This is a genomic window from Streptomyces sclerotialus (genome assembly GCF_040907265.1).
Taxonomy (GTDB): domain Bacteria; phylum Actinomycetota; class Actinomycetes; order Streptomycetales; family Streptomycetaceae; genus Streptomyces; species Streptomyces sclerotialus.
This window is the reverse complement of sequence record NZ_JBFOHP010000002.1, coordinates 5,553,001-5,578,905: the sequence shown is the minus strand read 5'-3', so window position 1 is coordinate 5,578,905 and position 25,905 is coordinate 5,553,001. Positions and strand designations below refer to the sequence as shown.

Sequence of the window (25,905 nt, the reverse complement as noted above, 5' to 3'; positions counted from 1 at the left end):
GCCCAAGAGCCTGCTTGATCCCGTTACTTGATTCGGCGTCATTACACACCGGATCGGTACGTGCGCCACCGGCGGTACGGGCCTTCCGCGGCCTTCGCGGGGCTGGTGACCTCGCGAGACTCCCCCCTTACACTGGCCGCTCGTGATCACTGACGACCAACGGGGTGAAGCACTTTGCGACTGATTTCCTGGAGCGCCTGCCGTCCTGCGGTGAGTTGGCACTGATGGGCGGTATACCGCTGACCGACCCGCGGGACACCGCCGCGGTCATGTGCGGCATCGGGCACTGGTTGCCGCCACAGGTGGTGACCAACGCAGACCTCAGCTCCCGACTGGACACCTCGGAGGAGTGGATCCGCAGCAGGACCGGCATCGCTTCCCGCCATGTCGCCGGTCCCGGTACGGCCACATCCGACTTGGCGGTGGAGGCGGGGGCCCGGGCGCTGAAATCCGCGGGAAGCAGTGACGTGCAGGCCCTCGTGCTCGCCACGACCACGCCGGACCGGCCTTGCCCCGCAACGGCCCCGGAGGTGGCATCACGGCTGGGGTTGACCGGAATCGCCGCCTTCGACGTTTCCGCGGTGTGCACCGGTTTCCTGTACGGGCTGGCGACGGCCGCCGGTTTCATCGCGACGGGCCTCGCGGACCGGGTACTGCTCATCGCTGCTGAGACGTTCACCACTTTGCTCGACCCGGAGGACCGTGCCACCGTTCCGATCTTCGGTGACGGTGCCGGTGCAATGGTGCTGCGCCGCGGATCCGCCTCCGAACCGGGCGCGATCGGGCGCGTCGTCCTGGGCAGCGACGGTGAGCACAGTGATTTGATCGCTGTGGAAGCAGGCGGCTCCCGGCAACGGTCGGCGGGCCGGCCGGCCGCGGAGGAACAGACGTACTTCCAAATGCAGGGCCGTAAGGTGTTCCGCCACGCGGTGGAGCGGATGAGCGCGGCAGCGATCACCGCTACGGAAGCCGCCGGGTGGCGGATGGACGAGGTCGACCGGCTGGTCGCGCACCAGGCCAATGCCCGGATCACTGCGGCTGTCGCCTCCGAGCTCGGCCTTCCCGCAGACCGTCGGGCACAGAACATCGAGCAGGTGGGCAACACCGCGGGCGCGTCAGTACCCATCCTGTTGGCGCAGGCGGCGGCCGACGGCTCCCTGGCGCCGGGGCACCGGGTTCTGCTCACAGCCTTCGGGGGCGGTTTGACGTGGGGCGCCGCAACGGTCCTCTGGCCCGGGCTGGAGCTTTTCGACCACTGATGCATGCCGGGGTCCACCGGCCCTGAGGGGAGGCGCGACGTCAGGCACCCCTACTGCGACGCCGGCCGTCCAAACCTTCCAGACACGAGCACCCGAGTCGGCCCCCTGCCGGGGCGCCACGCCACTAATGGCATGCCCATGTCCCTACCTACGAGGAGAAGCCGTGTACGAGGCCCTCAAAACCATCCTGATCGAAGAATTGCAGCTGACGGAGGGCGACGTGCGGCCGGAAGCCGGCCGCGAGGAGGCCGGGCTGGATTCGCTGGCCATGGTGGAGCTGTCCATGCTGCTCAGCAAGCGACTCGGCATTGAGATAAGTGACGACGAGCTGCTCGAGAGTGCCACGCTCTCGGACATCGCCCGCCTCATGGACGAGCGAAGCGCGAAGGCCTGACACCCGGCCCCGGCAGTCCCTGCCGGGGCGAAAGTGGACAGACCCCGGCATCGTCACGTTGCTTCGATGGATCGGCCGACCCCAGGGCGCTTCCCCAGGTACCCCTGAGGCCGGGTGGTTCGGCCGGTCGAGCCACCCGGTCTCAGGGGCTTGCTGAGGGGGCGGGGAGTCAGCCGTGCAGCCGTACCGGCAGTGACTCGACCCCGTAGACGATGGACAGCTTGCGGAACGCCAGTTCCTGTTCCGGAACGGCGAGGCGCATGTTCGGGAATCTGCGGACCAGTGCCGGATAAGCGGCGCGGAGTTCCATTCGGGCCAGCTCGGCGCCGACGCAGCGGTGGATTCCGTAACCGAATGCGAGATGTGAGGGGACCTTGCGGTTCGGATCGAACTGTTCCATGTCCGGGCCGAGCTTTCCGTCCCGGTCGGCGCCGCTGAGCGAGCACAGTACGACGTCGCCCTCGGCGATGCGGACCCCGCCGATCTCCACCTCCTCCCGGGCGAACCGGGGAAAGGCGACCTGCACGACGGTGAGATAGCGCAGCAATTCCTCGACGTAGCGGTCGGCGGCGTCGTCGCCGTCCTTCAGCGCGGCGAAGTGGTCCGGGTCGCGCAGCAGGACGAGGGCGCCGAGCGCCAGCATGCTCGCGGTGGTCTCGAAGCCGCCGGTGAGTACGCCGTCGGCCAGTCCGGCCAGCTCGTCGTCGGTGACGGTGTCGCCGTGGTCCCGGACGATCTGGCCGAGCAGGCCGTCACCGGGATCCTTGCGCTCCTTCTTGACGATCTCCTGGAAATAGGCGAGCGATTCCGATATGGCACCGAACGAGGCACTCGCGCCGCCGAAAAGGTCGAAGCGGGCCGCGCTCAGCCGCTCGAAGTCCGCGCGGTCCTCGTAGGGAACTCCCAGCAGTTCGCAGATGACGAGGGACGGAATGGGCAGGGCGAAGGTGTGGACGATGTCGACGGGCTCCCCCGAGCGCCCCAGGCGCTCCATCTCCGTCAGCCGGTCCTCGACGATCTCGTGGATGCGCGGAGTGAGCCGGCCGAGCCGGCGCATGGTGAATTCGGGGGTCAGCAGCCGGCGCAGCCGGGTGTGGTCCGGCGGGTCGGCGAAGCCCAGGCCGCCGGGGTTCTTCCCGGCGTCGGCGCCGGCGTTGCCGACGAGGTTGGTGTAATCGCTGCTGAAGGCCTTCGCCTTGCCCAGCACCTCCTTCACCTCGTCGTAGCCGGTGACCAGCCACACGTTGGAGGCGAGCGGCACGGGAAGCACACTCACCGGCGACTTCTGCCGCAATTCCGACAAGTCGGCCACCGGGTCAAGGCCGTGGCGACGCAGCGGCATGAGAGTGGACTCGGGCAAGAAGGGCATACGAGACAGATCGAAGCCCTTTTTCTGAGTCCGCGCGAGATATCTGCGGGCCAGCCAAGCGGTGACGCCCGAGCGGATTTTGGTCATGCCCGCAATACTGCCTGGCCGATACCCGTGCTGACCAAGCGACCTGGTGGCGAAGTGATAACAAGATGAACGTCTGTTACGTGAGGTGCGCCCCCATCGGCCACCGTTTCCCCCCGCTTGCCCCCGGCGTCCCGCGCACCGATGGAATCCCGCGGCACATCGGCAGCAGCACATCGACAGCAGCCCCCCGCCGCAGCCCCGCCGGCGGCGCGTCCGCCACGTATCGGCACATCCGCGGCACAAGGGCCTGATCATGATCACCCTCGGCGGCATACGCCCGGCCTCTTGCTACTTTGCCTGACATGACCGCGACCACGGCCGCGACGGCGGACGCCCCTCCCCCAGGTATCCGGCTGCCCAGGCGCCGCGGGACCGAACTGCTGCTGCTCGCCGCCGCCGTTCTGATCAGCGTCTACGGTTACGTCGAGGTCGGCCTCGCCCGGCACGGCACCGTCCCGGCCGGCGCCGCGAGCTACGGCGCGGGCCTGGCCGTCCTGGCGCTTCTCGGCCATCTCGCCGTACGGTTCCGCGCGCCGTACGCCGACCCGCTGCTGCTGCCGATCGCGGTCCTGCTCAACGGCCTCGGCCTGGTCCTGATCTTCCGGCTCGACCAGGAGACCCCGAAGGACGAGGCGGCCCCCACCCAGCTGATCTGGTCCGCGCTCGGCGTGGCGCTCTTCATCGGCGTGGTGGCGCTGCTGCGGGACCACCGGGTGCTGCAGCGGTACGCCTACCTCAGCGCCGCCGCCGCGCTCGTCCTGATGGTCGTGCCGATCCTCTTCCCCGCGGTCAACGGCGCGAAGATCTGGATCCGGTTCGCCGGGTTCTCCATCCAGCCCGGCGAGTTCGCGAAGATCCTGATCAGCGTCTTCTTCGCGGCCTACCTCGCCGCGAACCGGCACGGGCTCGCGTACACCGGCCGCCGGCTGTGGCGGCTCCAGTTCCCCACCGGCCGGGTGCTCGGCCCCATCGTCGCGATCTGGCTGGTCAGCGTGGCCGTCCTGGTCCTGGAACGGGACCTGGGCACCTCACTGCTCTTCTTCGGCGTCTTCGTCGTCCTGCTGTACGCGGCCACCGGGCGCACCGGCTGGATCGCCGTCGGGCTGCTGCTCGCCGCGGTCGGCGCGGCGGTCGTCGGCAGCCTCGAACCGCACGTGCACAGCCGGGTCGCGGACTGGCTGCACCCGTTCGCGAGCATCGAGCGGGGCGAGGGCGCGAGCCAGCTCGCCCTGTCGCTGTTCGCCTTCGGCGCGGGCGGCATGCTCGGCACCGGGCTCGGCCAGGGCCACTCCGCGCTCATCGGCTTCGCCATGAAGTCGGACTTCATCCTGGCCACGGCGGGTGAGGAGCTCGGCCACACCGGCCTCACCGCGCTCTTCCTCCTCTACACGCTGCTGGTCGCCCGCGGCTACCGCGCGGGCCTGGCGCTCCGCGAGCCGTTCGGCCGGCTGCTCGCGGTCGGCCTCTCCTCGCTCCTGGCCATCCAGGTGTTCGTGATCGCCGGCGGGGTGATGGGGCTGATCCCGCTGACCGGTATGGCGATGCCGTTCCTGGCCCAGGGCGGCTCCTCCGTCGTCACCAACTGGATCATGATCGCACTGCTGGTCCGCATCAGCGACCGCGCCCGGCGCCCCCGCCCGGCCCGCGCGGACACGGGAGTGATCGCACGGGTGGTGGTACCGGAGGCGGGGGCCGACGGGGACGACGGTCCGCCCGGCCACGGCCGTGCCCCCGGCGAGGACGCCGGAGCGCGTGACGGACGGCCCGGCGACGGGCCCCGCAACCGGCCCGGCCGAAGGCGCGGCAGGCGGCGCGCCCGCCGGAACGGAGGCGCCCGGTGAACCTCCCCAGCCACCGGAACGGAGGCCGCACACGGTGATCCGCCACATCCGCCGCACCTCGGCGTTCTGTCTCCTCCTCCTGGTCCTGCTGCTCCTGAACGGCGCGCGCGTACAGCTCCTCGACGCCGACGAGTACGCGCACAACCCCGCCAACCGCCGGGCCGACCTCCTGCGGTACGACCAGCCGCGGGGCGGCATCGTCGTCGGCGGCCGGTCCGTGACCGGCTCCCGGGAGAGCGGCGGCTCGCTGCGGTACGCCCGTACGTACACCCAGGGCCCGCTGTACGCGCCGGTCACCGGCTACGCCTCGCAGATCTACGGCACCTCCCTCCTGGAGAACGCCGAGGACGGCATCCTCTCCGGCACCGACGCCCGGCTCGCGCCGTTCCCGCTGTGGACCGCGCTCACCCGCGAACAGCAGCCCGGCGGCGATGTGGTGACCACCATCGACCCGGCGCTGCAGCGGGCCGCGTACGAGGGCCTGGGCGGGAAGAAGGGCGCCGTGGCCGCCGTGGAACCGTCGACCGGAAAGATCCTCGCCCTGGTCAGCACGCCCTCGTACGACCCGGGCGAGCTGTCCGGCAGCGGCTCCGCCACCACCGACGCCTGGGCGCGGCTGAACGCGGCCGCCGACCGCCCGATGCTGAACCGGGCGCTGCGGCAGACCTATCCGCCGGGCTCGACGTTCAAGGTCGTCACCGCGGCGGCCGCGCTCGAACACGGCGTGGTGGACGACCCGGACGCGGCCACGGACACGCCGAGCCCGTACCCCCTGCCCGGCACGTCCACCCGGCTCACCAACGAGGCGGACGGCTGCGAGGACGCCACCCTCCGGCACGCCTTCGAGGTCTCCTGCAACACCGTCTTCGCGCACCTCGGCGTGGACGTCGGCCTGGACGCAATGGCGGACACGGCCGAGAAGTTCGGCTTCAACGACGACGGGCTGATGATCCCGTCCCGGGTGGCCGGGAGCACCTTCGACACCGACATGAACGACGCGCAGCTCGCGCTCTCCTCGATCGGCCAGTACGACACGGCCGCCACCCCGCTGCAGATGGCGATGGTGGCCGCCGCGGTCGCCAACGACGGTGACCTGCGGCGCCCTTACCTGGTGAACCGGCTGACCGACGCGCGCGGCAACACCCTCGCGCACACCCGCCCGCGCCGCCTGCACCGCGCGATGAGCGAGGACACCGCACGGCAGCTGCGCGAGCTGATGACCGACGTGGTCACCAAGGGCACCGGCACGAAGGCGGCGATCCCCGGCGCGACGGTCGGCGGCAAGACCGGCACCGCCCAGCACGGCGTCGGCAACTCCGGCACTCCGTACGCCTGGTTCCTCTCCTGGGCGCAGGCCGACGGCGCCGAGGAGCCCGCCGTCGCGGTGGCCGTCGTCGTCGAGGACGCGTCGGCGGACCGCGCCGACATCAGCGGCGGCGGCAACGCGGCACCGATCGCACGCGAGGTGATGCGGGCCGCCCTCGACCGGTGACGGCCGGGGCGGCCCGCTGCCTCACTCCAGCGGCTCCGTGGCCCCGTCGGGGTGGACGAGGAGCCGGATCTGGCTGCCGAACCGGTCGTCCACGATCAGCGCCGGCGTCGGCCCGCCCAGCTGCTGCGCGCGCTGCTGGAGTATCGAGATGACGACCTCCTGGATGTCGCCGTACGGCGGCGCGGTGATCGGCACCCCGTCGATCAGCCCGGCGTTGGGCGAGAACACACGTACTTGTGCGTCACCCGAGTAGGCGGGGACCGAGGGCTGGGCCATCTCGCTCATGGTGCAGTCGTCCTTCCAGGCCGGCCGGATCGCGGGCCACCTCGCGGATCAGGTCTCAGGGGTGTCCGGAACCCCGGCGGCCCCGGAACCTTCGGCAGCACCCTGAGCCCGCACGTACGTACCCCGGGAAAGCCGCCGCAGCCGCCCCGACTTGACCATGGCGGAGAGTACATTGCTTACTGCCTTCCCCGAATCACGGGCCGTCGCCGGCGAGCCCGAAGCGCGCCGGGCGGCAACCTCATCGGCCACGTCCTTGCCGGTGAACGGTTCCGCGATGGTCGACACGGCTTGCTCGACAGCGGCACGAATGCTGATCGGTCTGCTCGTGGGAACGGACCGAGGACGTCGTGGAACAGCAGGAGAGTCCGGACCGGCGGGTACCCCGTGGCCGATCATCGGACCGCTCGTCGACCGTTGCTGCCTCGGCACCCTGCCCAGCACCGGCCGACCGGAACGATTCTCCGGGACGGTGGGCGACACTGCGTCGTCGTGCGCCGCCGGCCGGGCCGCGTTCTCGGCCGTACCCACGCCCTCAGTACCGTTCTCGGCGAGCTGAGCCTTCAGAGCCCGCCGGGCACTGCGGATCGCCTCGAAATCCACCGGGACGGCCTTGGCCCCGGGTACCGCCGCGAGCATCAGTCCGACCGTCTCGATGTTCGTGAGCGAGTCCACAACGCTATGCAGCAGCGGTTCCAGGAAGGCCTTCTGCAGCGCCGCCACCGGATTCTGCATGGCAAGCTCCACCGAAACCGACCCTTGCAGCACGTCCTCCGCGCGGGGAGCGGATTCGTCCGCGTCGGACAGCAACGACTCGACGGCCGGGCGTGCCTGCCGGATACCTGCCAGCGTCTCGGGTGTCACACCGCTGCCCGGCACGGCGATGAGCATGGCGACCAACTGCTCCGCCCCGGCCAGTGCGGGTGCCGCGGCGCGTACCAAGGGCCACAGCATGGCCTTGCGCACGGCTGCCGCCGGATCGGCGTAGGAGAACAGGATCCGCTGCTCGTCCCCGTCCGCCATGGCTCCCCCGTTCACATCATGTAATTGCAGTGGCGATGTCGGCCGCTCGGCTGCGGCCTGCCCGCCAGTGGGCCGTCCGGGTGCCGACCGGCCGGCGGCTCCGCTCCCGGGCGCGGTCCGCTTCGCCCTGCCGCTCCCCCTCCCGACCCGCACCGCGATCCCCTGCCCCTTCGCCAGGTGGTCCTGCAGCGCGTCGAAGGCGTCGAGAATCGCCTCGAGCTCAGGAACGTCGGCATCGGGATGACACCGGCCCAGGGCGTCGTCCTCCATTCGGGACCGCACCCGCGCCAGCCGACGGGAGACGGTGCTGCGGCTGCATCCGAGCCGAACTGCCATTTCACGCTGACTGGCACCCGGGTGTCGACGCTGCTCCACCACCAGCTCGTTGAGCGAGCCATGGTCACCGTCTCCTGACGGCAGGCGCCCCTCCGCGTCGCCGATGCCCAGTTCCCGTCGGATCCAGCGACGGTCATCGGCCGTGGTCGCTGCGGCGTAACCGTACGGATCGGCGTGCACGACGGCGTCCCGCAGACACTCGGCCCAGAGCGGACAGGAAGCGCACATTTCCCGCGCCGCGCTCGCGAGCGCATTGAATTCGCGCATCTGCACTTGCGAACTTTTTGCCCGCAGAGGAGGGTTTTCCAGCAATGGATGCTGGAAAAGGCCGGCCCGGCGTTGGCAAGGAAGCGCGGACGCGGTGTCGGCTGCCGACGACAGCGAAGACGACGTGAAAGACGAAGATTCTGAAGATGCCTGATACGGCTCATGCAGCGCCGCACGGCTTACCGTACGTATGATGTGAGTCCCCCGAAACGATCTAACGTTCGGCTGGACTCTAGGACATGAACCTTCCGCCTTACAAAGCGGTTTCATGAACTCGTGACCGCGCACACAGAGTCGACTCAAGATCTTCACGGCACAGTCATTCGCCCGGAGAAGAACGATTCCTGGCGCCTCGAAGTCTGAGCACCAGGGCCCCCGTCCGACGTCGCACCGCTGCGATGCCCCTGCCGCGTGCCGCCAGCACGGCCACCACTCCCAGGAAGCCGATCGCCACGGACAGCTCCGGTACCAGCGCACCGACGAATGACGTGACGATGAGCACCGCATCGGCGATGACGACGGTCACCCCGCGTCGGCCGGGGTGATCTTTGACCATCCACGCACCGAGCATGGCAATACCGGCCAAAGCCCAGTAGCCGAAGGCGGCCTGACCACTGACCAGGCTGCCGGTCAGCCCTCGGGCTGCATCGCCCATCACGGCCATGTAACCGGTGACAGCGATGGTCACGGGCGTGGAGACGAGCGCGAGCAGCAGCTGCCTGCGGATGCGCAGCAGCCAGCAGATGAGACCGAGCACGCTCACCACGCACACGCCGACGAAGGCGGAAGCGCTCGAGGACGCGATGTAGAAGAGCGTGTACGCGGCCGCCAACCCGAAGACGACGCGCGGCAGCAGTTTCACCGCGAAGTGGTCGCTTCGGTCCTGACGCACCACCCTGCGCAGGATCCCGGTGATGCTGGAACGGCCTCCGAATACGCCTGCCGCCATAATCTTCCCGTCCTTCTCGGCTGTCTTCGAAATCGTCGTCCTCCGTTCCGTGCCCCGGGCGGACCCGCCACCCGGCGCCCCCGCCTCTCCTGCTTCCCTGGTCCAAGGCCGCCCCGGCCCGGGCCGGCCGACACGCACGGCGTCGCGCCCGACTCCTGCGGGCAGCGGCGTGCGATCGGGCCTGGCACAGGACGGCTCCTCGGGTGGTACGGCGGAGTGCGGAACGGCGGCCGACTAGCGGGTGCGGCCGTCGTTCGGACGCAGCGGAAGCGACGGAGGCGGAGACTGCTGCCCCTGTTGCGGCTGACGCTGCTGCGGCTGCTGTATCTGCTGCGGCCGCTGCGGTGTCTGCTGGCCCTGCGGCTGCGGCTGTGGCTGTGGGGACGACTGCTGCTGCCGCTGCTCCCCCTGGACACCCGAGGCCGGGCCGGGGCCGGCGGATTCTGCGGATCGCCCTGCGGCGCCTGGGAAGCGCTGATCCTGTTCAGCACCTCGTGACGCCACATCTCTTCCCTGGCCTTCTCCTGCTGCTCCTCCTGCGCCGCCGCCTGCGCCGCTCGCTGCTGCGCAGCCGCCTTCTCCCGCGCCGCCACGCGCTCCTCGAACTTCGCGTTCTGCTTGGGAGTGATGGGTATGACCGAGCCGATCTTGTCGCCCATCTTGAGGCCGAGCTTCCGTGCTGGCTTCGCCGCCACCCGGCCGACCCCGCCCGGCGTGGCCCTGGTGAACGCCTCGCCCTTCGCCATGACCGTGTTACTGCCTCCGGTCGCGACCTCCTTGATGCCGGTCGGGTCCTGAGCACCGGCGACCTGCGGGCTGAACTTTCCGGAGAGCAGATTCTTCAACATCATCACCACGGCGACCGTGACCAGCAGTAGCAGGAGCAGTTGCATGCCCAGTGACACGTTGAGCGGCAGGATTAGCTGGTAGAAGAGCAGCAGAATGGTGAGGATGACGCCGAATCCGGCGCGCAGTACGAAGCTGTGCACGAAGGTCTCCCACCATCCGCGCAGCAGTTTCTGCTGACTCGGATGAATGGATATCGACGCGATCAGCGGCAACAGAATCACCAAGATGAGCGTGACCGCGTGCCAGAGCAGGGTCAGTATGCTCAGCACGATCACCATGACACCGACGATGAAGGAAGCGACCAGCGCATAAATGCCGATGGTGATCCGGGTGGCCGGCTTGCGGCCGCTCCACTGGTCGTACATGCCGCCGTTGTTGTTGGCGATGTAATTCCTCAGCTCACCGTACTGATTCTCCTTCTTCTTGGAGATGTCGTCCCGGTCGCCGTAATAGTCCTTGTTGGTGACCGATTGCACAACGACCTGCTTGACGCGCATGTCCTTGCAGCGCTTCGGCGCGCCGAAGTCACACTTGGTGTCCCCCTTGTACGGAATCGGGTTCTTCCCGGGGTCTCCGAACTGGCCGATCGCCCAGGGACGGAACGCCAGCGTGTCATACATCGCACAGCTGGAAACCCGCATGCCGCGGTTGTAGGCACCCTTCCCCAAGTCGCACGGCGGGTCTATGAGGCCGGTCGCGCTGCCCAGGACGGCCTCGGTCAGCACCGCATTACCCTGGGCGATTCCTGAGTCCGCTTTCTCGATGACCGCGCGGTAATTCCCGTTGACCAGGAAGGCTGATACCGCCACCACGACGAATACGGCCCAACCCACACCGGACCAGACTTCCCGCATGTCCCCTTTTCGATACTTACCGAACACCCACAGGCCGGTGAGCATGATCATGGTGGGGACGGCGAACTTGAAGACACGATCGTTCAGGCGGTCGACGACGCTGTCCTTGCCCTCCGTCGTCTGCTCGTACAGCGGTGCCAGGGGGCTGGGGTTCGAGGAGAGCTCCTTGACGCTGATGGCAGCCCGGCTGACGATCTTGCTCAGATCGAAGATCATCTGGGCAATGCCGTTGTACATGTCGTTCTGGATGCTGCAGTCGTCGTCCTCGGCGGACTCCTGGTCCTCGGGCTTGGCCTGCTCCTTGCTCACCTGGGTCGACGCCCAGTTGAGCCCGCGCATGGCGTCCAGCTCGTACATCGTGTACCCGGAGGCATCACCTTGCAGCCGTGTCGCACCGGCGACCTGGCCGCCCTTGGAGTCCCACTGCTTGACCATCGGGAAGATGTTCTCCGCGCTGGCACCCGGGAAGTCGGCCTTCTGGTTGGTGCTCTGGTCCACCCAGTCGCACGAATCCAGAAGCGCATGAGCCGGCTGCGGCACGGAGAGCGAAAGCGCCACGATCGAGAGGACGACGAACAGCGCGGCGCGGGCCGCCACTCCAGCGCTGGTCAGCTTTTTGCACATGGATTGCCATGTCCAGCGCCCCTGAAGGCGATCGGCACCGCTCCGGCGGCGGATTCCCATGAATGTTCCTTCGGAAGAAGCTTCAAGTACACGGACGGTGCGGGCAGCGAGAGGAGCACGGTGGAGCGGGCATGGCCGCCGCACCGCCGCGCATCACCCCACCGCGCCGGCCCAGGCCGTTTCCGCCTCCGTAGAGGCGGCTTCCGCCGCGGCTTCCTTCGGCTCCGCGGCTTCCTGCATGAACGTCCAGTCCCACACACTCAGTGGCGGATCGACACTCTGCCGGGTGGGCCGGGTCGTGCCGTTGGTGTCGGTCGCCGCGAGGATCTCCTTGAAGACCAGGTCCACCGCGACCGTGCCGACACGCTTGTCGACGTCCCGCTGAAGACAGACGCCTGTCCGCAGCTCCTGAAGGGCACCGATGACCTTCGGGTCTTCCTCGGACCGCCCCAGCAGCGGAGCCACCAGCGCGGCCTCCTGAGCGGACTTCTGCTTGAACGCGAACACGGTGTGGATCTGGTTGGCGCCACCACTGCGTGCCTCGGAGTCCTCGATCTGCACCAGGTCGATGGCCTGCTGTGTGATCAGGACGATGACCGCCAGATACGAACGGCCCTGCTTCAGCGCCCGGCGGATGAGGTCTCGGCCGCTATCGGTGGCCGTGACGACATAGGCCTCGTCCACGAACAGCGACTTCGGTCGCAGGCCCACCTCGCCGGTCACCGGGTTCTTCTCGTAACCGACGTCCAGCATCTGGCTGCCCAGTTCCACGACGCCCATTAGTGCGGTCGCCGCCAACCGCTCCGCCGGGTTCCAGTTCCGCGGGTCGGAGGCCGCAGGAGACTGGTAGCCACGCAGCGTGATGACCGTACGGCGCTTGCGCATGTTGGACAGCGGCATCGGCTTCTCGGCAAAGGCCAGCCGGGCGTAGGGCAGCGTCCGCAGCTCGGTGAGCAGCATCTGCGCGAGCTTGAGGTCCTTGATCGCCTCTCGGTCGTCGGCCGCAACGGCACGCTCGTAGGCGCGGACCACCTCGTCGACGACTTGCCACAGTGTGGGCCGGGGCACCTGCCGCTCCGCGTCGCGAGGGTTGTAGCCCTGCTCCACGGCCTGCCGGACAGCGGAGTTGTACCAGCCGACCACCGTGGCCATCGCCTCGATGACCGGGAGCCGCACGCGCTGGTAGTCCTCGTCACCCAGGAATCCACGCAGCATGCTCTCGGCGAGCAACCGTCCCGAGGCCACATCGCGCGCGATGACCCAGGGGTCGAGCACGCCGGCTTGGCCCTTGAGGAGGTCGACGACCTCCGTCTCGTCCCAGAACTCCCGGTTAATGGGCTGGAAGCGGCTCTGCGGGGTGCCGAGGATGCCGGCTTCGGCATCGGCCGTGAAACCCGGGTCGTTCACCTGCGCCCCGAAGGCGAGATAGTAGCACATCTGCGCAAAGTCCGTCTTGGGGTCGATGACCAGGCAGCGGACGCCGGACTCGGACTCCTCGTAGAACTTCTGCAGGGCGAGCGACGACTTGCCACCGCCGGAGGCACCCACGATCGCCAGCCCACCACCGTCATTGCGGGCAGGCCCGACGTGCAGTGAGTAGTGGACGGGCATCTTCCCAGCCCAGCCGACGAGATTGCCGACCCAGCCCAGACGCCTGCCCGAACGGTGCTCCGGGTTGTCACCGATCTCGGTGCCAGCGGTCGGCAGTCCCGCGCCCAGCTGCTCGACCTCCTGCAGGCGCAGGTACGGGGCGATGGGCAGCTTCGGCGCGTCCCCGGGCAGTTGCGACTGGAGCAGGCGCCACTGCTGCCGGGTCGGACGCAGCAGCGTCACCCTGAGGTCCTGCTTGAACTGAAGTTCCAGGACGCGGCGCCGGCGCTCCAGCTCCTTCAGGTCGGGCGCTGAGATCGTGAAGCGGATCTGCGCCTCCATGCCGGGCATCTTGTGCTCGTCGATGTCCTCGCAGAGATGCTGTGCCCGGGTTACCTGCTGGGCGAGCTTGGTGTCCGGGGTGCGGCCCGAGTTGGCCATGTCGTTCATCTCGTCGACGAGGTTCCCGCGGATCTTGTCGGCCTGGCTCTTGAACTTCAGGTGCGGGATCAAGGTGAACCGCATGTCGATCTCGACCGGGAAGTCGACATGCTGGGCCGCATAGCGCGCCCACGCGGTGCTCTGCCGGAAGCGCGTTTCGGCGGGCCAGCTCGCCGCGACCAACGTGGTGGTGTAGCTGGTCTGCCGCTCGCCGGACTCCTCGTCATATTGGTGCAGCACAATGTGCGTCTTGCGGTTCTCACCGGAGAAGTCCACGACCAGGTCGAACTGATCGGGCCCCCAGGACCGGCTGCCGAGCACCGGCTCGGGCGGCACCGGCAGGTCACCGTGCAGCGGCTTGCGGATGAGCCAGACCAGCTCTTCGCGGGAGAGCGGCGCGCCGCCCATGCTCTCCAGGCTTTCGTGCACCTCGGTGGCGACCTGCGTCCATTCTGCGAGAACGGCCGGATCGAGGTACTCCTCGGACACTCCGGTCGCTGCGGACGCGGCCTTGTCACCCACTCCGCGCACACTGCGCAGGACGGAGAGGTCCTCCTTCGGCTCGTCCTTCTCGAGCATCACACCGTTGCTGCCGCGCTTGAGTGCGCCGAGCTTGATGAGCAGGATGTTCCGCTCTCGCAACGCGCCGATGCGCTCCTGGTAGTTAGCCTTGCGGAGGTTGTACGCCTTGTAGTTCTCCGTCGGGTCCCAGGCCACCGCGTTGAGGTCCTCGGCCCAGGTGAGCGCGGTGATCGGCTGGTAGACCTTGCGGTAGTGGCATTCGACGTTCCGGTCGCCGCGCGCGAGGTTCAGCAGGCCGCGTGCCGGGTTCTCCGCCATGGCCTGGAGCTCCGCGGCGTTGAGGTACTCGTCAATGGCAGTCGGCAGCACCACACCGGTCCACACCGAATCGCCGTGCACAAAGATCATGTCGTCGGCGTACCGGTACGGCAGCCGCAGGTCCTCGCGCTTCGCCTGGGTGTGGGAGCGGGACGAAGAGGTGCGCGCGCGCTTGCCCTGACCGCCTTGCCCCTTGCCCTTGGATGTAGCGGCCATGATGAGCGTGATGACGAAGAACGCCACCGCTGCAAGCAGAAGGATCATCAAGAACATCGGACGTCATCCCGCGGATGTGTCGGGCAGGCCGTCTGGTCGGGGACCAGGGGTTCCTGCGGAGAAGGAGGTACCGCGTGCGGACGCTGCCGCGCGGGCAGCGGCGTACCGCGACTGCCAGCGAGCCGAACCGGGATTCCAGAGGATGACCTGCCAGTGCATTTCCTCCGGCTCACGGTCCGCGCTCAGACCCTGCAGGCGTTTGGGCTGCAACCAGTAGTCGACCCAGACCACCAGCTCCTGGCTGAGGGTCAGCGCCGACGGCAGCGGGCGGCCCCAGACGAAATAGACGGCGATCGGCGGACCGAAGTACAGAATCGAGGTCACCACTCCGAAGCCGAGGAACGGCAGGGCTGCGGACAGCGAGAGCAGGAGTACGAACCACAGCACACCAAAAGCCAGGGACGCACCCAGCGCGGGCAGCAGCAGCCCGGGGAGGGGGATGTTCCCCCAGTTCCAGATCTTTTTGGGGCGGTTCAGCAGATCCGTATGGTCATAAGCGACCATCCCCTCAGGGGCTTCCCCTGCCATTAGCTGTTCCCCTCATCAATGCGCTGTAGAAAGTGCCACGAGCCGGGTGGACGCGGATGGCGCCCACCCGGTGCTCAGCCCTTGCCGCCGATCTTCGTACCCATGTCGATCAGCATGGGCGCGACACCGGTGGCGCTGCCGATGATCAGAGCGGCCACCGCGATCAGACCGAAGCCCTGGAATGCCTCGCGCATTCCATCACCCTTCTTCATCGACATCAGCATCCGGATACCGAGAATCAGCAGGGCGATGACGGCGACCATGCTGCCGATGGCCCGCAGCTGCGATTCGATGCTGTTGAAAAAACCGTCCATGGTCTGCGCAGCAATGATCATGTTTGTCCTCTCGCATGACGTCTTGGGGTGGATCGGGTGGCCTGCTCACGGGCCCAGCCACCCGTAAGTCAGGACTTCTTGTCGCCCTTGGCCTTGGAATGGGCGGGCGGCCGGGAGTTCTTGCCCGACTGCGTTTCCGGATCGGCGCTCGGATCGGTCTGGGAATCGCCCGTGGCCGGTTGCTCGGCTCCGCCGGACGGTGCGTCCTCGTCGGCGCGACCGCCCTCCGGGTCGAGCACACCACCACGGACGTCCTTGATGAACCAGCCCTGTTCGGTGTTCACCACGATCACCCGGTACGCCCGGGTCACCTTGCCGCCCTGCGCGTCGGTCCAGACGACTCGTGCGCGGGCCTGGACCTCTTGGTCCGTCGTGTAGTGGTAGGTGTCGTCGCCCTTCGCGCTCGGCGGTACGACAGCCTCGACGGTCTCGACGGACGGCTTCTCCAGTGCGCCCTGGAGACCGCTCGTCGCTGCCTCGGAGGCGTCCGGTGTGGTGAACCTGGTCATCGCGGTGGCGTCGGATGCACCCCACGCCTCGAAGTAGCCGGGGAAGACTTTGCTCTGCAGCTGCGCCGAGAGTCCCTCGTCGATCTCTGCCTCCTCGGCGACGGCGGGCGGTGTGCCCTCGGTGGGGAGCGGCATCTGGCCGGCGTCGCCGGCGATGCGAAGGCCCTGACCGGACTTCAGGTCCTTGACGTAGACGGGTACGGTCAGCGCCGTGACCTGGCCCGTGCTCAGCCTGACCTGAACACCGAAATAACGGCCGTGCTCGCCGTATTCCTTCAGCGGTTCCACCGAGCCGTCCCAGGTCGCCGAGACCGCTTTCTGGCTCCCCGCGCCGCTCCATCCGCAGTCGGGGTCCACGCCGGAGGACTGGAACCGGGCGAGCGTCGCCCGCCTCTGGTCGGAGGTCCGGGGGCTGAACGTCAGGCACTCGATGGCGTACCGCTCGGCGAAGGCGGCAGCCTCGGCGGTGGGGAACTCGGTCAGCCCGTACCGCTTCACATCGCCGCTGGACAGCTCGGCGACCCGCTGACCCGACTTGCCCACCACCAGTCCCATCACGCCGCAGGAGCCCAGGGCGAAGAGGCAGGTGGTCGCCAGCGCCGTGGCCCGCAACGCGACATGGGTCCGCCGCCCGGGGGGAATCCTGCCGCCGGGCTTGGGCACGTCGAACGCGGACCCCCTGGCGTCCGCCGCCGCTCCGGCATCCTGGAAGGACTTCGAAGCCGCACCGGTTGCCGAAGGTTTCGAGCCGGCGTGCCCACTCGCAGCATGGGGAGCTCCGGCCGACCGACCGGTCACGGGGGCGGCGGGTGTGATTCCCTTCTTCCGGGCCTTCTTTTCCTCGCGGGCGGCCTTCTTGCGCTCGTATTCCGCCTTGCGTGCCGCCCGGGCCCGCTCCTTGTCGCTCTTTTTTCCGCCGCTCTGCTGTGTCTGACGAGGCGGCAGGTCCGGCACTGCGGCCTGCCCGACCTTCGGCGCGCTACGCACCCATGCTGCGGCGACCTGGGCCCGGGCGGCGTCGGAGGGCTGCTGGAGCTGCTGGGGGTAACCCTGACCGCCCTGTTGGGCATTCTGCTGCCCCTGCTGCGGCATCTGCTGCTGATTGCCGAAGGATGCGGGCTGCCCGGCGTACTGACCTCCGCCGAACCCGCCATCGGGGCGGTTCTGGTCCGTCATCGAGTCGATGTCTCCCACGCATTCGGTCGCCAGCCGCCCTGTGGCGGGCCCCGGTTCAGCCAGGTGCCCGAGCAGTCTGACAAACACCTGCCGCAAGGTTCGATGAGCTGTCCTCACGCAGGAACGGAGAGGAAACCGCGCGCAGCCGCGAGGAAAGCTCCGAGGAAAGTTGCTGCCTCCGCAGCACGTTGCGCAGGTCCTCGGACGATGCGCCTGACACAACCTTCAGTCACTATGCGCGGGGGCTTGTGCCCACCCGGCGCCCCTGTAGACCCCTCGAGCGTGCCGAAGGACAAGAGTTGAGCGACCAGTACGTGCCTCCCGAGCCGACCGATCCTCGCGCATGGGGTCGGGACCAGTCCGCTCCGCAGCAGCCGGGGCCGCATCAGCCCGTGCCGCCGCAGCAGCACGTACCGCAAGCTCCTCAGCAGCATGCGCCGCAGCCGCAGACATCCCAGCAGAGCGCCGTGCCCCAGCAGCAAGCGCCGCAGTTGCCGACCGTTGAAGCGCAGCACGCACGGGTGGTCGGTTATGTGCCGGGCAACCCTTGGCAGGCCAGGCTGTGCATGGACACACCGCAGGGCACCGTGACCTATCCCTTGACGCCGCACACCATTCCCGAGTTGCTCGAGCAGATGGTCCTCGTCGCGCAGGAGCAACAGGGCCTACCGGTCGGCCTCGACGCCGGCGAGACCGTACCGGGCGGCCAGTCGGACGGGAGTGGTACCGAGGACCCGGACGAGGACGAGGGTCAGCTGAAGGGCGGCAAGGTCTCCCGGATGACGGGCTGGGCCGTGGTCAACGATCTGTGGGAACGCGAGGACCCCACCATACGGATCGCCATGGGCGCTGTTGTGGTCGTGCTGCTGCTGGTGGGGGTGTTCATCGCCTGACGCGCCATCACGGCCCGGCGGGACGGACATTGCGTTCTTCCGGGCCGCCACCCGTGATCCCACACGACCCGTTGTGTTCATCTTGTGCAAGGAGCCTGTTCCATGCGTACGAAGCGAATCCTCGCCACTGCTGCCACCCTGCTTTCTCTCACCACACTTGCCGCCTGCGGATCGGACAGCGACCCGGGCAACAAGGGCGGGGACGCATCCGCAGGCAAGAACGGCGGCGCGCAGGGAAAGGCGGACAGCGGCAACGACCCCGGCAAGGACCTCGGTCTCACCAAGGTGTCGAGTATGGACGCACTGGTGCAGCTCGTTGCCACGGCCACCCAATGCCAGGACGTCGACCAGGGCCCGGACTCCACCCATATCCAGTTCATCGACGGCGACAGTACGGGCGACCCTGCGGCAGCCCTCGCCAAGTCGAACAAGGCATGGTCCATCAAGGACCGCGCGGTCTGTTACGGCGAGTCCTACGCGGACGACATCCACCGGCTGATCCTCATCGACGACATGACACGCTTCCAGGCCGCGTACAAGGCCCGCCAGGAGGCCGATGTCCGTGCGGGTAAGGGCAACTCGACCGCCCGGTACCTCGTCGGCCAGAACTTCGCGGTGAAGCTCAACGCGAGCGACCGTGACAAGCAGGCCCTGGTGGAGCTCGGCACCCTGGAACTGAACTGCCTCCCGAACTTCACTCCGCCGAACGGCGCCCGCAACGAGAAGGCGCTCGTCAAGGGCTGCACCCTCACCGATTACGTCGACTGAGCAGCCCAGGCGGGGACCACGACACCGTGGGCCCCGCCCGTTCCCTTGCCGGCACGCGCCTGCCGCCCGTTTTCCTCACCGAAGTCACCAGCGGGTGCGTGGGTTTCCTCGTCGGCCCGTTCCGGGGAAACGCTCCGGCGCTCCTGCTACACGTCCTGCCTACCGTGTCCCGGTTACCTCACCCGTACCGCCGGACCGGCAGACGACAAGGGAGGCCCGGGGCCATGGAGATGGATGAGAAGCAGAAGCGCACAGGGCTACTGGCCCTGGGATTGCTCGGCTTCCTCCTGATCGCCGTGCTGGTGGTGTTGACGGTCTTCGACGGAGACGGGGAGCCGGAGCAGTCCGGATCCGGCGATCCGCGTCCCGCGGCGTCCGGCTCCACGGGCAGCACCAGCGGCGGCTCGGGCTCCACGGACGGCGGGGCATCGAACGGGGACCCGGGCGCCCAGCCCAAGCCCACACCCATCGTCTCCCTGGCCGAAGTGGGCCGGGCACACCAGGTGATGGCCCAGTACATGGCCGGTATCAACACGTACGACCACACCAGCACACCGGCGCGGTGGACGCCGCCCCTTTTGCAGCTGACCACCGGTGACGGCCGGATGAAGCGTGACACCTCCCTGCCCACTGGCAAGGCGTGGGACACCTGCCTGGACACCAAGTGCTCCTCGACCGCGAAGGCCGTGGCCGAGCGGGACGCCATGGTGTCGGACGACCTGAACAAGGGCAGCGGCCAGATGCTCTCCACTGTGGTGCGGGTCGACATCAAACGCGAGGCGGACGGACAGACCGAGACGGAGAGCAATGCCTGGCTGGTGACCGCCCGTTACCGCTACGGCGAATGGCGGGTCACCGGCTTCGATCTCTACGGACTGGGCAACGTCGGTTCCTCCGACGAGAGCGGGGAGTGAGCATTCGGTGGTAGCCCCCGCGGTCCTCTCCGCGGCCGCCAAGGCGGCGAAGGTCGCCAAGGCTGCCAAGCAAGCCGGCCGGTCGGCCGGAGGAAACGGCAATGACGAGGAGGAGAAGAAGAAGAGGCGGCGCCGCCTCCTGATCATCATCGCGGCATTGAGTAGCGGCAGTGCATGGCCCTGGGCTGTCGGCGGTCTCGTCATCGTGATCCTCCTGGCCTCACTGTTCGGCAACGTGGGCGGCGCCGCCACCGCCGCGTGCGGCGACTACGCGGAGAACGCCAACAACGGCAACACATCGCCCGCTGCCGCCACGAAGCCGATCATGCCCTCCGGCAGCATGTACGCCCCCAGCATGGCGGCCCGCTACGAGGTACCACCGCGCATGATCCTGGCTTCCATGCGCGCTGCGGCCCGCTACAAGTCCCTGGACTGGACGATCATCGCCGGACAGATGTACCAGGAGACCAAGTTCGGCCAGGACAAGTCGGCCGCGCCGGGCGGTGACAACGGCCATGGCTACAGCGGCATCCTCCAGTTCGGCGACGCCGCCTGGAAGGATTATGGAGCCGACGGCAACGGCGACGGCAAGAAGGACCGTTACAACGTCGATGACGCGGCCTTCGCCACGGCCAACTACCTGCACGCCAAGCATGCCGAGTCTGACGCGTACGAAGCTCTGCGCCACTACTCCGGCTCGCAGCGGACCAACACCATTTACATGCGCGTGGTACTGACCCAGGCGGAGCGCTACCGCGGTGAACTGCTCAGCGACAAGAAACTCATCAAGCGCTGGTACGAGCACCTCGCCGAGACGGTCAAGAGGAACCCCAGCTTCCCCACGCTGGGTCAGCAGTCGGACATCCCCGAGCCGGTGAACAACAACGTCCAGATCTCGGACGCGAGCACCATCAAGGCGTCACCCAGGAAGAAGTGGTCGACTCCCCCGCTGGAGGACGAGGAGCAGGTCCGGGCGGCCGCCCCGGACAGTGACGCGGGCAACGAAGCGGCGACGAGCACCACACCGTTCGGCTCACGCTCCGCAACGTCGCTCTCGATGGCCACCGTGGCTCACAGCCGTCCGGTGGCCGCTCCCATGGCCCCGCGCGCCCCCGCCGAGCCGAAGGGCGAGGCAGGAAAGAACTGGCAGTGGCCCCTGAAGAAGGGCACCTACCAGATCGGCACGAAGTACCGCGAGACGGGCAACAACTGGTCCCTCGGTTACCACACCGGACTCGACTTCAAGGCCGGTACCGGCACTCCGATCTACGCACCGGCCGACGGCACGGTCACCAAAGCGGGCGCCGGCGGTTCATACGGCAACGAGACCGATATCAAGCATGCCAACGGCGTCGTGACGCTTTACGCGCACCAGTCCCAGATCCTCGTCTCTGCGGGTGACCGGGTGAAGCGCGGACAGCTGATCGGCAAGGTCGGCGCGACCGGCAATGTCACCGGCCCGCACCTTCACTGGGAGGTCAGGATGCCGGGTGTCGACAACCCCTTCGTGGCCGGTCACGACGCGGGACCGGGCATGGTCGACCCGGAGGACTGGATGCAGGGCAAGATCACCGCTTCACCCGACTACGGCAGCGTGCCGGACGGGCAGGGCGGCAAGCAGGAACAGGTCTCCACCGACGAGGCGTACCAGCAGTGCGCTACCCAGGCCAAGGGACCCAAGGTCGAGCCGGACGGCGCCGGCGAGACCGGCGTGATGCCCTCCGCCGACAATCCGGTCGTGCGCGCTGCGCTGGGCTGGGCCCAGCGCGGCATCGGGACACCGTACGTCCTAGGTGCGCCGCGGTTGGCGGGCGACGACCCATCCAGCTTCGACTGCTCCAGCTTCGTCCAGTGGGCGTATTACCAAGCCAGCGGCAAGAAGATCGACATCACCGGGACGACGTACTCCCAGGAGCCGCATCTCAGGAAGTACAAGATCTCACTGAGTGAGGCGCAGCCCGGTGACCTGATCTATTTCAATCCGAGCGGTCGCGGCTCCGAGCATGTCGCCATGGTCTGGGACCCCAAGGACCACAAGATCATTCACGCGCCGCGCCCGGGCAAAAACGTGGAGTTCAGCACCTGGGACGTCCAGGACAAGATCACCAACGTTTACCGCGTTCCCATCCCGAAGGGGACGGACCCCGTCGAGGCCGACGGCGGTGACCAGCACAAGGAAGCCTGAACGCTCAGGCTCGTCCAGCAACAGGAAACGGAGATGTGGTCTTGCAGAGGACTCACCGCGCGGCCATTACCGGTCTCGTACTGTCCTTGACACTGGTGACCGGATGCGATGTCGGCGAGGCGAAGGGCGGCCCGAAGACCGGGACGGGGGGCGCACGTCCGTCCGCTGCCGCGTCCCCCCGGGACGGGACCGGGAAGGCGGGCCCCGCACTCACCGGCCCGGCCATACCCGGTCTCGCCGAGAAGCCGTCCTGGAGCCTGGCGTCGAAGAAAGCCGGGAAGTGCGCGGGGTACGCGGGGACAGTGCGCGACGGTCACTCCGACGAGGAGCGCTGCACGGTCGGTGATTCTGCGGTGCTGGTCGAGGAGGCGGCGCAGGAGGACTCCGCCGACAGTCGGTTCATCGTCCGCCTGCGTGACCTGAAGACCGGGGCACTGCGCAAGAAGCTGGAGGTGAAGGTCGCGGAGGACCCTGCCGGCGGCCCGGACGAGCAGCGCTCCGCCGCCGCGGACGTGGTGCAGGTCGGCGAGTGGAAGGACGGTTCTCCCGCACTGCTGGTACGCAGCCGCGTCCGCACTCCGGCCGACGGCCTCCAGAAGAGCTCGCTGAAGTCCGTCTTCACCATGTACGACCCACGGGGCGTGCAGCTGGGCAGCTCGTCCTTCGACGACACGGAGTACGCGGGCCTGCCGGTCCGGCGCGGCTCGCTCGTCGACGAAGGGGATGTCGTCGAGGGGGGCGAGCACATCCCCATCGGCGGGGGCAGAACGGTCCACACCCGGCCGCTCGCCGGGGGTGGCGAGCGGCTCGATCAGGGCTCGGGCATTGACATCTCCGTGGACAGTTCCTACCAGCCCTCTTCCGAGTGGCAGGTGGCCACCGACGCCGTCACCGGCAAGATGCTGTGGAGCACGGAGGACCTGGAGCCGCCGGCCGCGGTACGCGAGCAGTTGTCCGCGGACCGGGGAACCAGTGCCTTGGTCTCCGCCTTCGAGGACGGCGACAAGGACAAGGCCCTCCTCGCGTGGTCGGCCTACGGCAAGACGGATTCCGTTCTGACCCTCATCGACGCGCGAACCGGGCATCGGATCACCCAGGGGCCCGCCATCGAGTACAACTCGGTCACCGACGACGATGCATTCGCCACCACCCCCGACGGCAAGATCACCGTGACCCAGTTCGGAGAGGGTGCCGTGGGCTGGGACACCGAGTCCGGCGAAGAGCTCTGGCGGCAGGCGGAGGACGAGCAAAGCATCACTCCGCGAGCGCTTCCCGGCAATGGCGTGCTGTACGCAGACCTGAGCGAAGGCGCGTCGGTCGCCCTGGACATGCGTGACAAGAAGATCCTGCGGTCCGGGATCGAAGAATTGCCCGAGTTCTCGACCGACGGCCGATACGCCGTGCTGCGTTCCGACGGCGGGTTTTTCGTCCTCGCCACCCGGACCGTCTGACCCGGATACCCGCTGACTCCCACACCGACAGGCAAGAAGGGACACCACACGGGTGACCGAGGACAAGAAGAACTCCGGGGGCGAGGACGACTGGACGGCCGAGATCATCTTTGCCGTCGTCAGCCTCCTGATGGGTTCGTGCCTCGCCTGGCTGGCCGCGAAGGGTGGCGCGGCTGTCACGGGTGGGCCGGCCCCCGACGGCAATCCGTTGATGTTCGTCATCGATCTGGCGAAGGGCGACTACGCGTGGCCCGGTGACGCGGCCACCGCGATCGCGGTCGGCGAGCTGCTGGTGCCGTGCGCCGCCGTGGGGCTGTGGTACCGCCTGCGTCGGCGGTCCCGTGACCGGACGAAGACCGATGAGGTGGCACGCGGCACGGCCGAGGGCGAGAACAAGGAACCGGGCGAGCCCGCGCTCCTGAGCCCGGTCACCACGGCCCAGCAGCCGGTCACGTCGACCGATGTGCCCGGTGTTCCCATCGGCCGGTCCGTACACGCCGGGCAGCCGCTGTACGGATCGTTCGAGGACATGCACATCGACATCTGGGGACCGCGCAGGGGCAAGACGACGCGGCGTGCGATCCCTGCAGTCTTGGACGCGCCAGGCGCGGTGCTGGTCACCTCCAACAAACGGGACATCGTGGATGCGACGCGCGGTCCACGGGCCGCCCGCGGTCCCGTGTGGGTCTTCGATCCGCAGCACGTCGTGCAGGAGCCGCCCGGCTGGTGGTGGAACCCGCTCTCGTACGTCACCGACATCGTCAAGGCCCGCAAGCTGGCCGACCACTTCGTGTCCGGCTCGCGGGACACGAACGCGTACACCGACGGTTTCTTCGGGCCTGCGGCCCAGACCCTGTTGTCCAATCTGCTGCTGGCGGCAGCCACCGGTGAGCTGCCCATCACACAGGTCTGCACCTGGCTGTCCGACCCCAAGGACGACACGCCCGAGCGCATCCTGCGCTCCGCAGGCCACATCCTGCCGGCGCATGAGGTGCGGGGGGTGACAACCGCTCCAGACGACCAACGTGGTGGCATCTACGGCACGGCACAGCAGATCGTCTCCTTCCTGGTCAGCACCGATGTCAGCAGGTGGGTGACACCGGCGGACGGGACTCCGCTGCCGGAGTTCGACCCGCATGACTTCGTACGGTCCGGCGGCGTCCTGTATGCGCTCTCCCGGGAAGGCCAGGCCTCCGCGGGTCCGCTGGTGACCGCGCTGACCGTGGCGGTGGTCGAGGCTGCCGAGGAGTACGCGGCCGAGCAGCGCGACGGCCGGCTCCCGGTCCCGCTGATCGGCGTCCTGGACGAGGTCGCCAACATCTGCCGCTGGCGCGCCCTCCCCGACCTGTTCCCCCACTACGGTGCGCGCGGCATCATTCTGATGGCGCTACTGCAATCCTGGTCACAAGGCGTCGCAGTCTGGGGCGAACGCGGCATGGAGAAGCTGTGGTCCGCGGCGAACATACGGGTCTACGGCGGTGGCACCCCGACCGGCAAATTCCTCGGTGATCTTTCCCGGCTCACGGGCGAGCCCGGCCTCACCGGCCACGGGACGAGGCGTAGGCCCAAGTTCGGCGGCCGCTCAGGCAAGCGCGCCCGCGCCATCGGTCCATCCGCCCACCAAGAGCGCGCCCTGCACTTCTCCGACCTGAGCTCCATGCCTCTCGGCCGGGTTCTGGTTCTGGCCTCGGGCAGCAGGCCGGCCCTCGTCGAGACCGTCCCTTGGTGGGAGGGACCGCACGCCGCCCAGGTGAATGACTCCCTGTCGAAGTACGGCCCGGGAACGCGATGAGCCGTGTGTCAGCAGAACGCAAGAGGCTCACCCCTCTGGGGGTTCACTGCAGCCACTTCTGCCGTCCTACGCCCGCTTCTACAAGGAGACAATGGCCTCATGGATGACACACGGGGAACGGTGCCGCTGACCCTGGCCGAGGTCGAGGCGCTGGCGCGCCGGGCGCACGAGGGGCAGACCGACAAGGCCGGGCGGCCGTACGCCGAGCATCTGGCGGCGGTGGCGGCCGGGGTGCGGGCGCGCGGCGGGAGTGCGGAGCAGATCGCGGCGGCGTGGCTGCACGACGCGGTGGAGGACGACGCGCTGTCGGCGGAGTGGCTGGCGGAGGCGGCGCTGGCACCGGCCACGAAGGACATGGTCCTGGCCGTCACGAAGCGGGCCGGTGAGCCGCCGGAGGAGTACGCGGCGCGCATCCTGGCCACCCCCGGGGCGCTGCTGGTCAAGGAGGCCGACCTCGCGCACAACGCCGATCCGGAGCGGCTGGCGGTACTGGATCCGGCGACCCGGGAGCGGCTGACGGCGAAGTACGCGCGGATGCGGGCGCTGCTGGGTCTGGCGTCCGGCTGAGCGGCCGGCGGCGA

Annotated in this window: 20 protein-coding genes; 11 read left to right on the top strand and 9 right to left on the bottom strand. The window is 68.4% G+C overall.

The genetic code is table 11. The features are described from left to right. Positions 1 to 224 precede the first annotated feature (224 nt). On the top strand, positions 225 to 1,259 hold the full coding sequence (locus AAC944_RS24805; protein ID WP_037772963.1) for a beta-ketoacyl-ACP synthase III: 1,035 nt from the start codon (positions 225 to 227) through the stop codon (positions 1,257 to 1,259). A 163-nt stretch (positions 1,260 to 1,422) separates the two neighbouring features. After that, positions 1,423 to 1,653 (top strand): acyl carrier protein, encoded by a 231-nt coding sequence (locus AAC944_RS24800; protein ID WP_030621073.1) that lies wholly within the window; start codon positions 1,423 to 1,425, stop codon positions 1,651 to 1,653. A gap of 169 nt (positions 1,654 to 1,822) precedes the next feature. Here the strand turns inward: AAC944_RS24800 and AAC944_RS24795 are convergent, their stop codons facing one another. Further along, positions 1,823 to 3,109, bottom strand: coding sequence for a cytochrome P450 (locus AAC944_RS24795; RefSeq protein ID WP_030621061.1), 1,287 nt, complete (start codon positions 3,107 to 3,109; stop codon positions 1,823 to 1,825). A gap of 302 nt (positions 3,110 to 3,411) precedes the next feature. Here AAC944_RS24795 and AAC944_RS24790 point away from each other — a divergent pair, with 302 nt between their 5' ends. Both AAC944_RS24790 and AAC944_RS24785 read left to right on the top strand, forming a co-directional pair. Continuing rightward, on the top strand, positions 3,412 to 4,950 hold the full coding sequence (locus AAC944_RS24790) for an FtsW/RodA/SpoVE family cell cycle protein (protein ID WP_078888826.1): 1,539 nt from the start codon (positions 3,412 to 3,414) through the stop codon (positions 4,948 to 4,950). A 34-nt stretch (positions 4,951 to 4,984) separates the two neighbouring features. After that, a complete protein-coding gene (locus AAC944_RS24785) occupies positions 4,985 to 6,442 on the top strand; it encodes a peptidoglycan D,D-transpeptidase FtsI family protein (protein WP_030621055.1) in 1,458 nt (485 codons plus the stop codon). 21 nt (positions 6,443 to 6,463) lie between these two features. Here AAC944_RS24785 and AAC944_RS24780 read toward each other — a convergent pair whose 3' ends face one another. The 8 genes from AAC944_RS24780 to AAC944_RS24745 all read right to left on the bottom strand — a co-directional run bounded on the left by AAC944_RS24780 (position 6,464) and on the right by AAC944_RS24745 (position 17,321). Next, on the bottom strand, positions 6,464 to 6,727 hold the full coding sequence (locus AAC944_RS24780) for a hypothetical protein (RefSeq protein WP_030621053.1): 264 nt from the start codon (positions 6,725 to 6,727) through the stop codon (positions 6,464 to 6,466). Positions 6,728 to 6,775: 48 nt separating this feature from the next. Continuing rightward, positions 6,776 to 8,350 carry a WhiB family transcriptional regulator gene (locus tag AAC944_RS24775; RefSeq protein WP_368397319.1) on the bottom strand — a complete coding sequence of 525 codons (1,575 nt, stop codon included), beginning with the start codon at positions 8,348 to 8,350 and terminating at the stop codon, positions 6,776 to 6,778. A gap of 319 nt (positions 8,351 to 8,669) precedes the next feature. After that, positions 8,670 to 9,245: a hypothetical protein gene (locus AAC944_RS24770; RefSeq protein ID WP_368396446.1), complete on the bottom strand. Its 576-nt coding sequence runs from the start codon at positions 9,243 to 9,245 to the stop codon at positions 8,670 to 8,672. Beyond that, positions 9,209 to 11,686 (bottom strand): hypothetical protein, encoded by a 2,478-nt coding sequence (locus AAC944_RS24765; RefSeq protein WP_368396444.1) that lies wholly within the window; start codon positions 11,684 to 11,686, stop codon positions 9,209 to 9,211. The genes AAC944_RS24770 and AAC944_RS24765 overlap by 37 nt, the downstream gene beginning before the upstream one ends. A 93-nt stretch (positions 11,687 to 11,779) precedes the next feature. Then, positions 11,780 to 14,761 (bottom strand): ATP-binding protein, encoded by a 2,982-nt coding sequence (locus AAC944_RS24760; RefSeq protein ID WP_368396442.1) that lies wholly within the window; start codon positions 14,759 to 14,761, stop codon positions 11,780 to 11,782. 15 nt (positions 14,762 to 14,776) lie between these two features. Beyond that, positions 14,777 to 15,301 (bottom strand): hypothetical protein, encoded by a 525-nt coding sequence (locus tag AAC944_RS24755; RefSeq protein WP_051872180.1) that lies wholly within the window; start codon positions 15,299 to 15,301, stop codon positions 14,777 to 14,779. A 74-nt stretch (positions 15,302 to 15,375) separates the two neighbouring features. Further along, entirely contained in the window at positions 15,376 to 15,636 is a 261-nt protein-coding gene (locus AAC944_RS24750) for a hypothetical protein (RefSeq protein WP_030621037.1), read from the bottom strand. Positions 15,637 to 15,704: 68 nt separating this feature from the next. Next, positions 15,705 to 17,321, bottom strand: coding sequence for a conjugal transfer protein (locus tag AAC944_RS24745; RefSeq protein WP_368396440.1), 1,617 nt, complete (start codon positions 17,319 to 17,321; stop codon positions 15,705 to 15,707). Positions 17,322 to 17,620: 299 nt separating this feature from the next. Between AAC944_RS24745 and AAC944_RS24740 the strand changes: the two genes are divergently transcribed. The 7 genes from AAC944_RS24740 (at position 17,621) to AAC944_RS24710 (ending at position 25,891) form a co-directional block, all read left to right on the top strand. Beyond that, on the top strand, positions 17,621 to 18,214 hold the full coding sequence (locus AAC944_RS24740) for a hypothetical protein (protein WP_051872178.1): 594 nt from the start codon (positions 17,621 to 17,623) through the stop codon (positions 18,212 to 18,214). A gap of 102 nt (positions 18,215 to 18,316) precedes the next feature. Then, entirely contained in the window at positions 18,317 to 18,982 is a 666-nt protein-coding gene (locus AAC944_RS24735) for a hypothetical protein (RefSeq protein ID WP_030621030.1), read from the top strand. 224 nt (positions 18,983 to 19,206) lie between these two features. Then, positions 19,207 to 19,896: a hypothetical protein gene (locus tag AAC944_RS24730; RefSeq protein ID WP_030621028.1), complete on the top strand. Its 690-nt coding sequence runs from the start codon at positions 19,207 to 19,209 to the stop codon at positions 19,894 to 19,896. Positions 19,897 to 19,903: 7 nt separating this feature from the next. Further along, on the top strand, positions 19,904 to 22,081 hold the full coding sequence (locus AAC944_RS24725; protein WP_030621026.1) for a peptidoglycan DD-metalloendopeptidase family protein: 2,178 nt from the start codon (positions 19,904 to 19,906) through the stop codon (positions 22,079 to 22,081). Positions 22,082 to 22,176: 95 nt separating this feature from the next. Then, the gene (locus tag AAC944_RS24720; RefSeq protein WP_196943194.1) at positions 22,177 to 23,532 is read left to right on the top strand and encodes an outer membrane protein assembly factor BamB family protein; all 1,356 of its coding nucleotides are present in this window, start codon (positions 22,177 to 22,179) and stop codon (positions 23,530 to 23,532) included. 52 nt (positions 23,533 to 23,584) lie between these two features. Beyond that, complete coding sequence (locus AAC944_RS24715; RefSeq protein WP_030621022.1) at positions 23,585 to 25,324, top strand: type IV secretory system conjugative DNA transfer family protein; 1,740 nt, start codon at positions 23,585 to 23,587, stop codon at positions 25,322 to 25,324. A gap of 99 nt (positions 25,325 to 25,423) precedes the next feature. Further along, positions 25,424 to 25,891: an HD domain-containing protein gene (locus AAC944_RS24710; RefSeq protein WP_030621019.1), complete on the top strand. Its 468-nt coding sequence runs from the start codon at positions 25,424 to 25,426 to the stop codon at positions 25,889 to 25,891. Positions 25,892 to 25,905: the final 14 nt, after the last annotated feature.

What these genes read in the sequence shown, in the direction of transcription:
- AAC944_RS24790 (WP_078888826.1), top strand. Translation starts at nt 3,412, where the DNA reads ATGACCGCGACCACGGCCGCGACGGCGGACGCCCCTCCCCCAGGTATC.
- AAC944_RS24730 (WP_030621028.1), top strand. Translation starts at nt 19,207, where the DNA reads ATGGAGATGGATGAGAAGCAGAAGCGCACAGGGCTACTGGCCCTGGGA.
- AAC944_RS24765 (WP_368396444.1), bottom strand. Translation starts at nt 11,686, where the DNA reads ATGGGAATCCGCCGCCGGAGCGGTGCCGATCGCCTTCAGGGGCGCTGG.
- AAC944_RS24775 (WP_368397319.1), bottom strand. Translation starts at nt 8,350, where the DNA reads ATGCGCGAATTCAATGCGCTCGCGAGCGCGGCGCGGGAAATGTGCGCT.
- AAC944_RS24795 (WP_030621061.1), bottom strand. Translation starts at nt 3,109, where the DNA reads ATGACCAAAATCCGCTCGGGCGTCACCGCTTGGCTGGCCCGCAGATAT.
- AAC944_RS24750 (WP_030621037.1), bottom strand. Translation starts at nt 15,636, where the DNA reads ATGATCATTGCTGCGCAGACCATGGACGGTTTTTTCAACAGCATCGAA.
- AAC944_RS24805 (WP_037772963.1), top strand. Translation starts at nt 225, where the DNA reads ATGGGCGGTATACCGCTGACCGACCCGCGGGACACCGCCGCGGTCATG.
- AAC944_RS24745 (WP_368396440.1), bottom strand. Translation starts at nt 17,321, where the DNA reads ATGACGGACCAGAACCGCCCCGATGGCGGGTTCGGCGGAGGTCAGTAC.
- AAC944_RS24710 (WP_030621019.1), top strand. Translation starts at nt 25,424, where the DNA reads ATGGATGACACACGGGGAACGGTGCCGCTGACCCTGGCCGAGGTCGAG.
- AAC944_RS24755 (WP_051872180.1), bottom strand. Translation starts at nt 15,301, where the DNA reads ATGGCAGGGGAAGCCCCTGAGGGGATGGTCGCTTATGACCATACGGAT.
- AAC944_RS24760 (WP_368396442.1), bottom strand. Translation starts at nt 14,761, where the DNA reads ATGATCCTTCTGCTTGCAGCGGTGGCGTTCTTCGTCATCACGCTCATC.
- AAC944_RS24735 (WP_030621030.1), top strand. Translation starts at nt 18,317, where the DNA reads ATGCGTACGAAGCGAATCCTCGCCACTGCTGCCACCCTGCTTTCTCTC.
- AAC944_RS24780 (WP_030621053.1), bottom strand. Translation starts at nt 6,727, where the DNA reads ATGAGCGAGATGGCCCAGCCCTCGGTCCCCGCCTACTCGGGTGACGCA.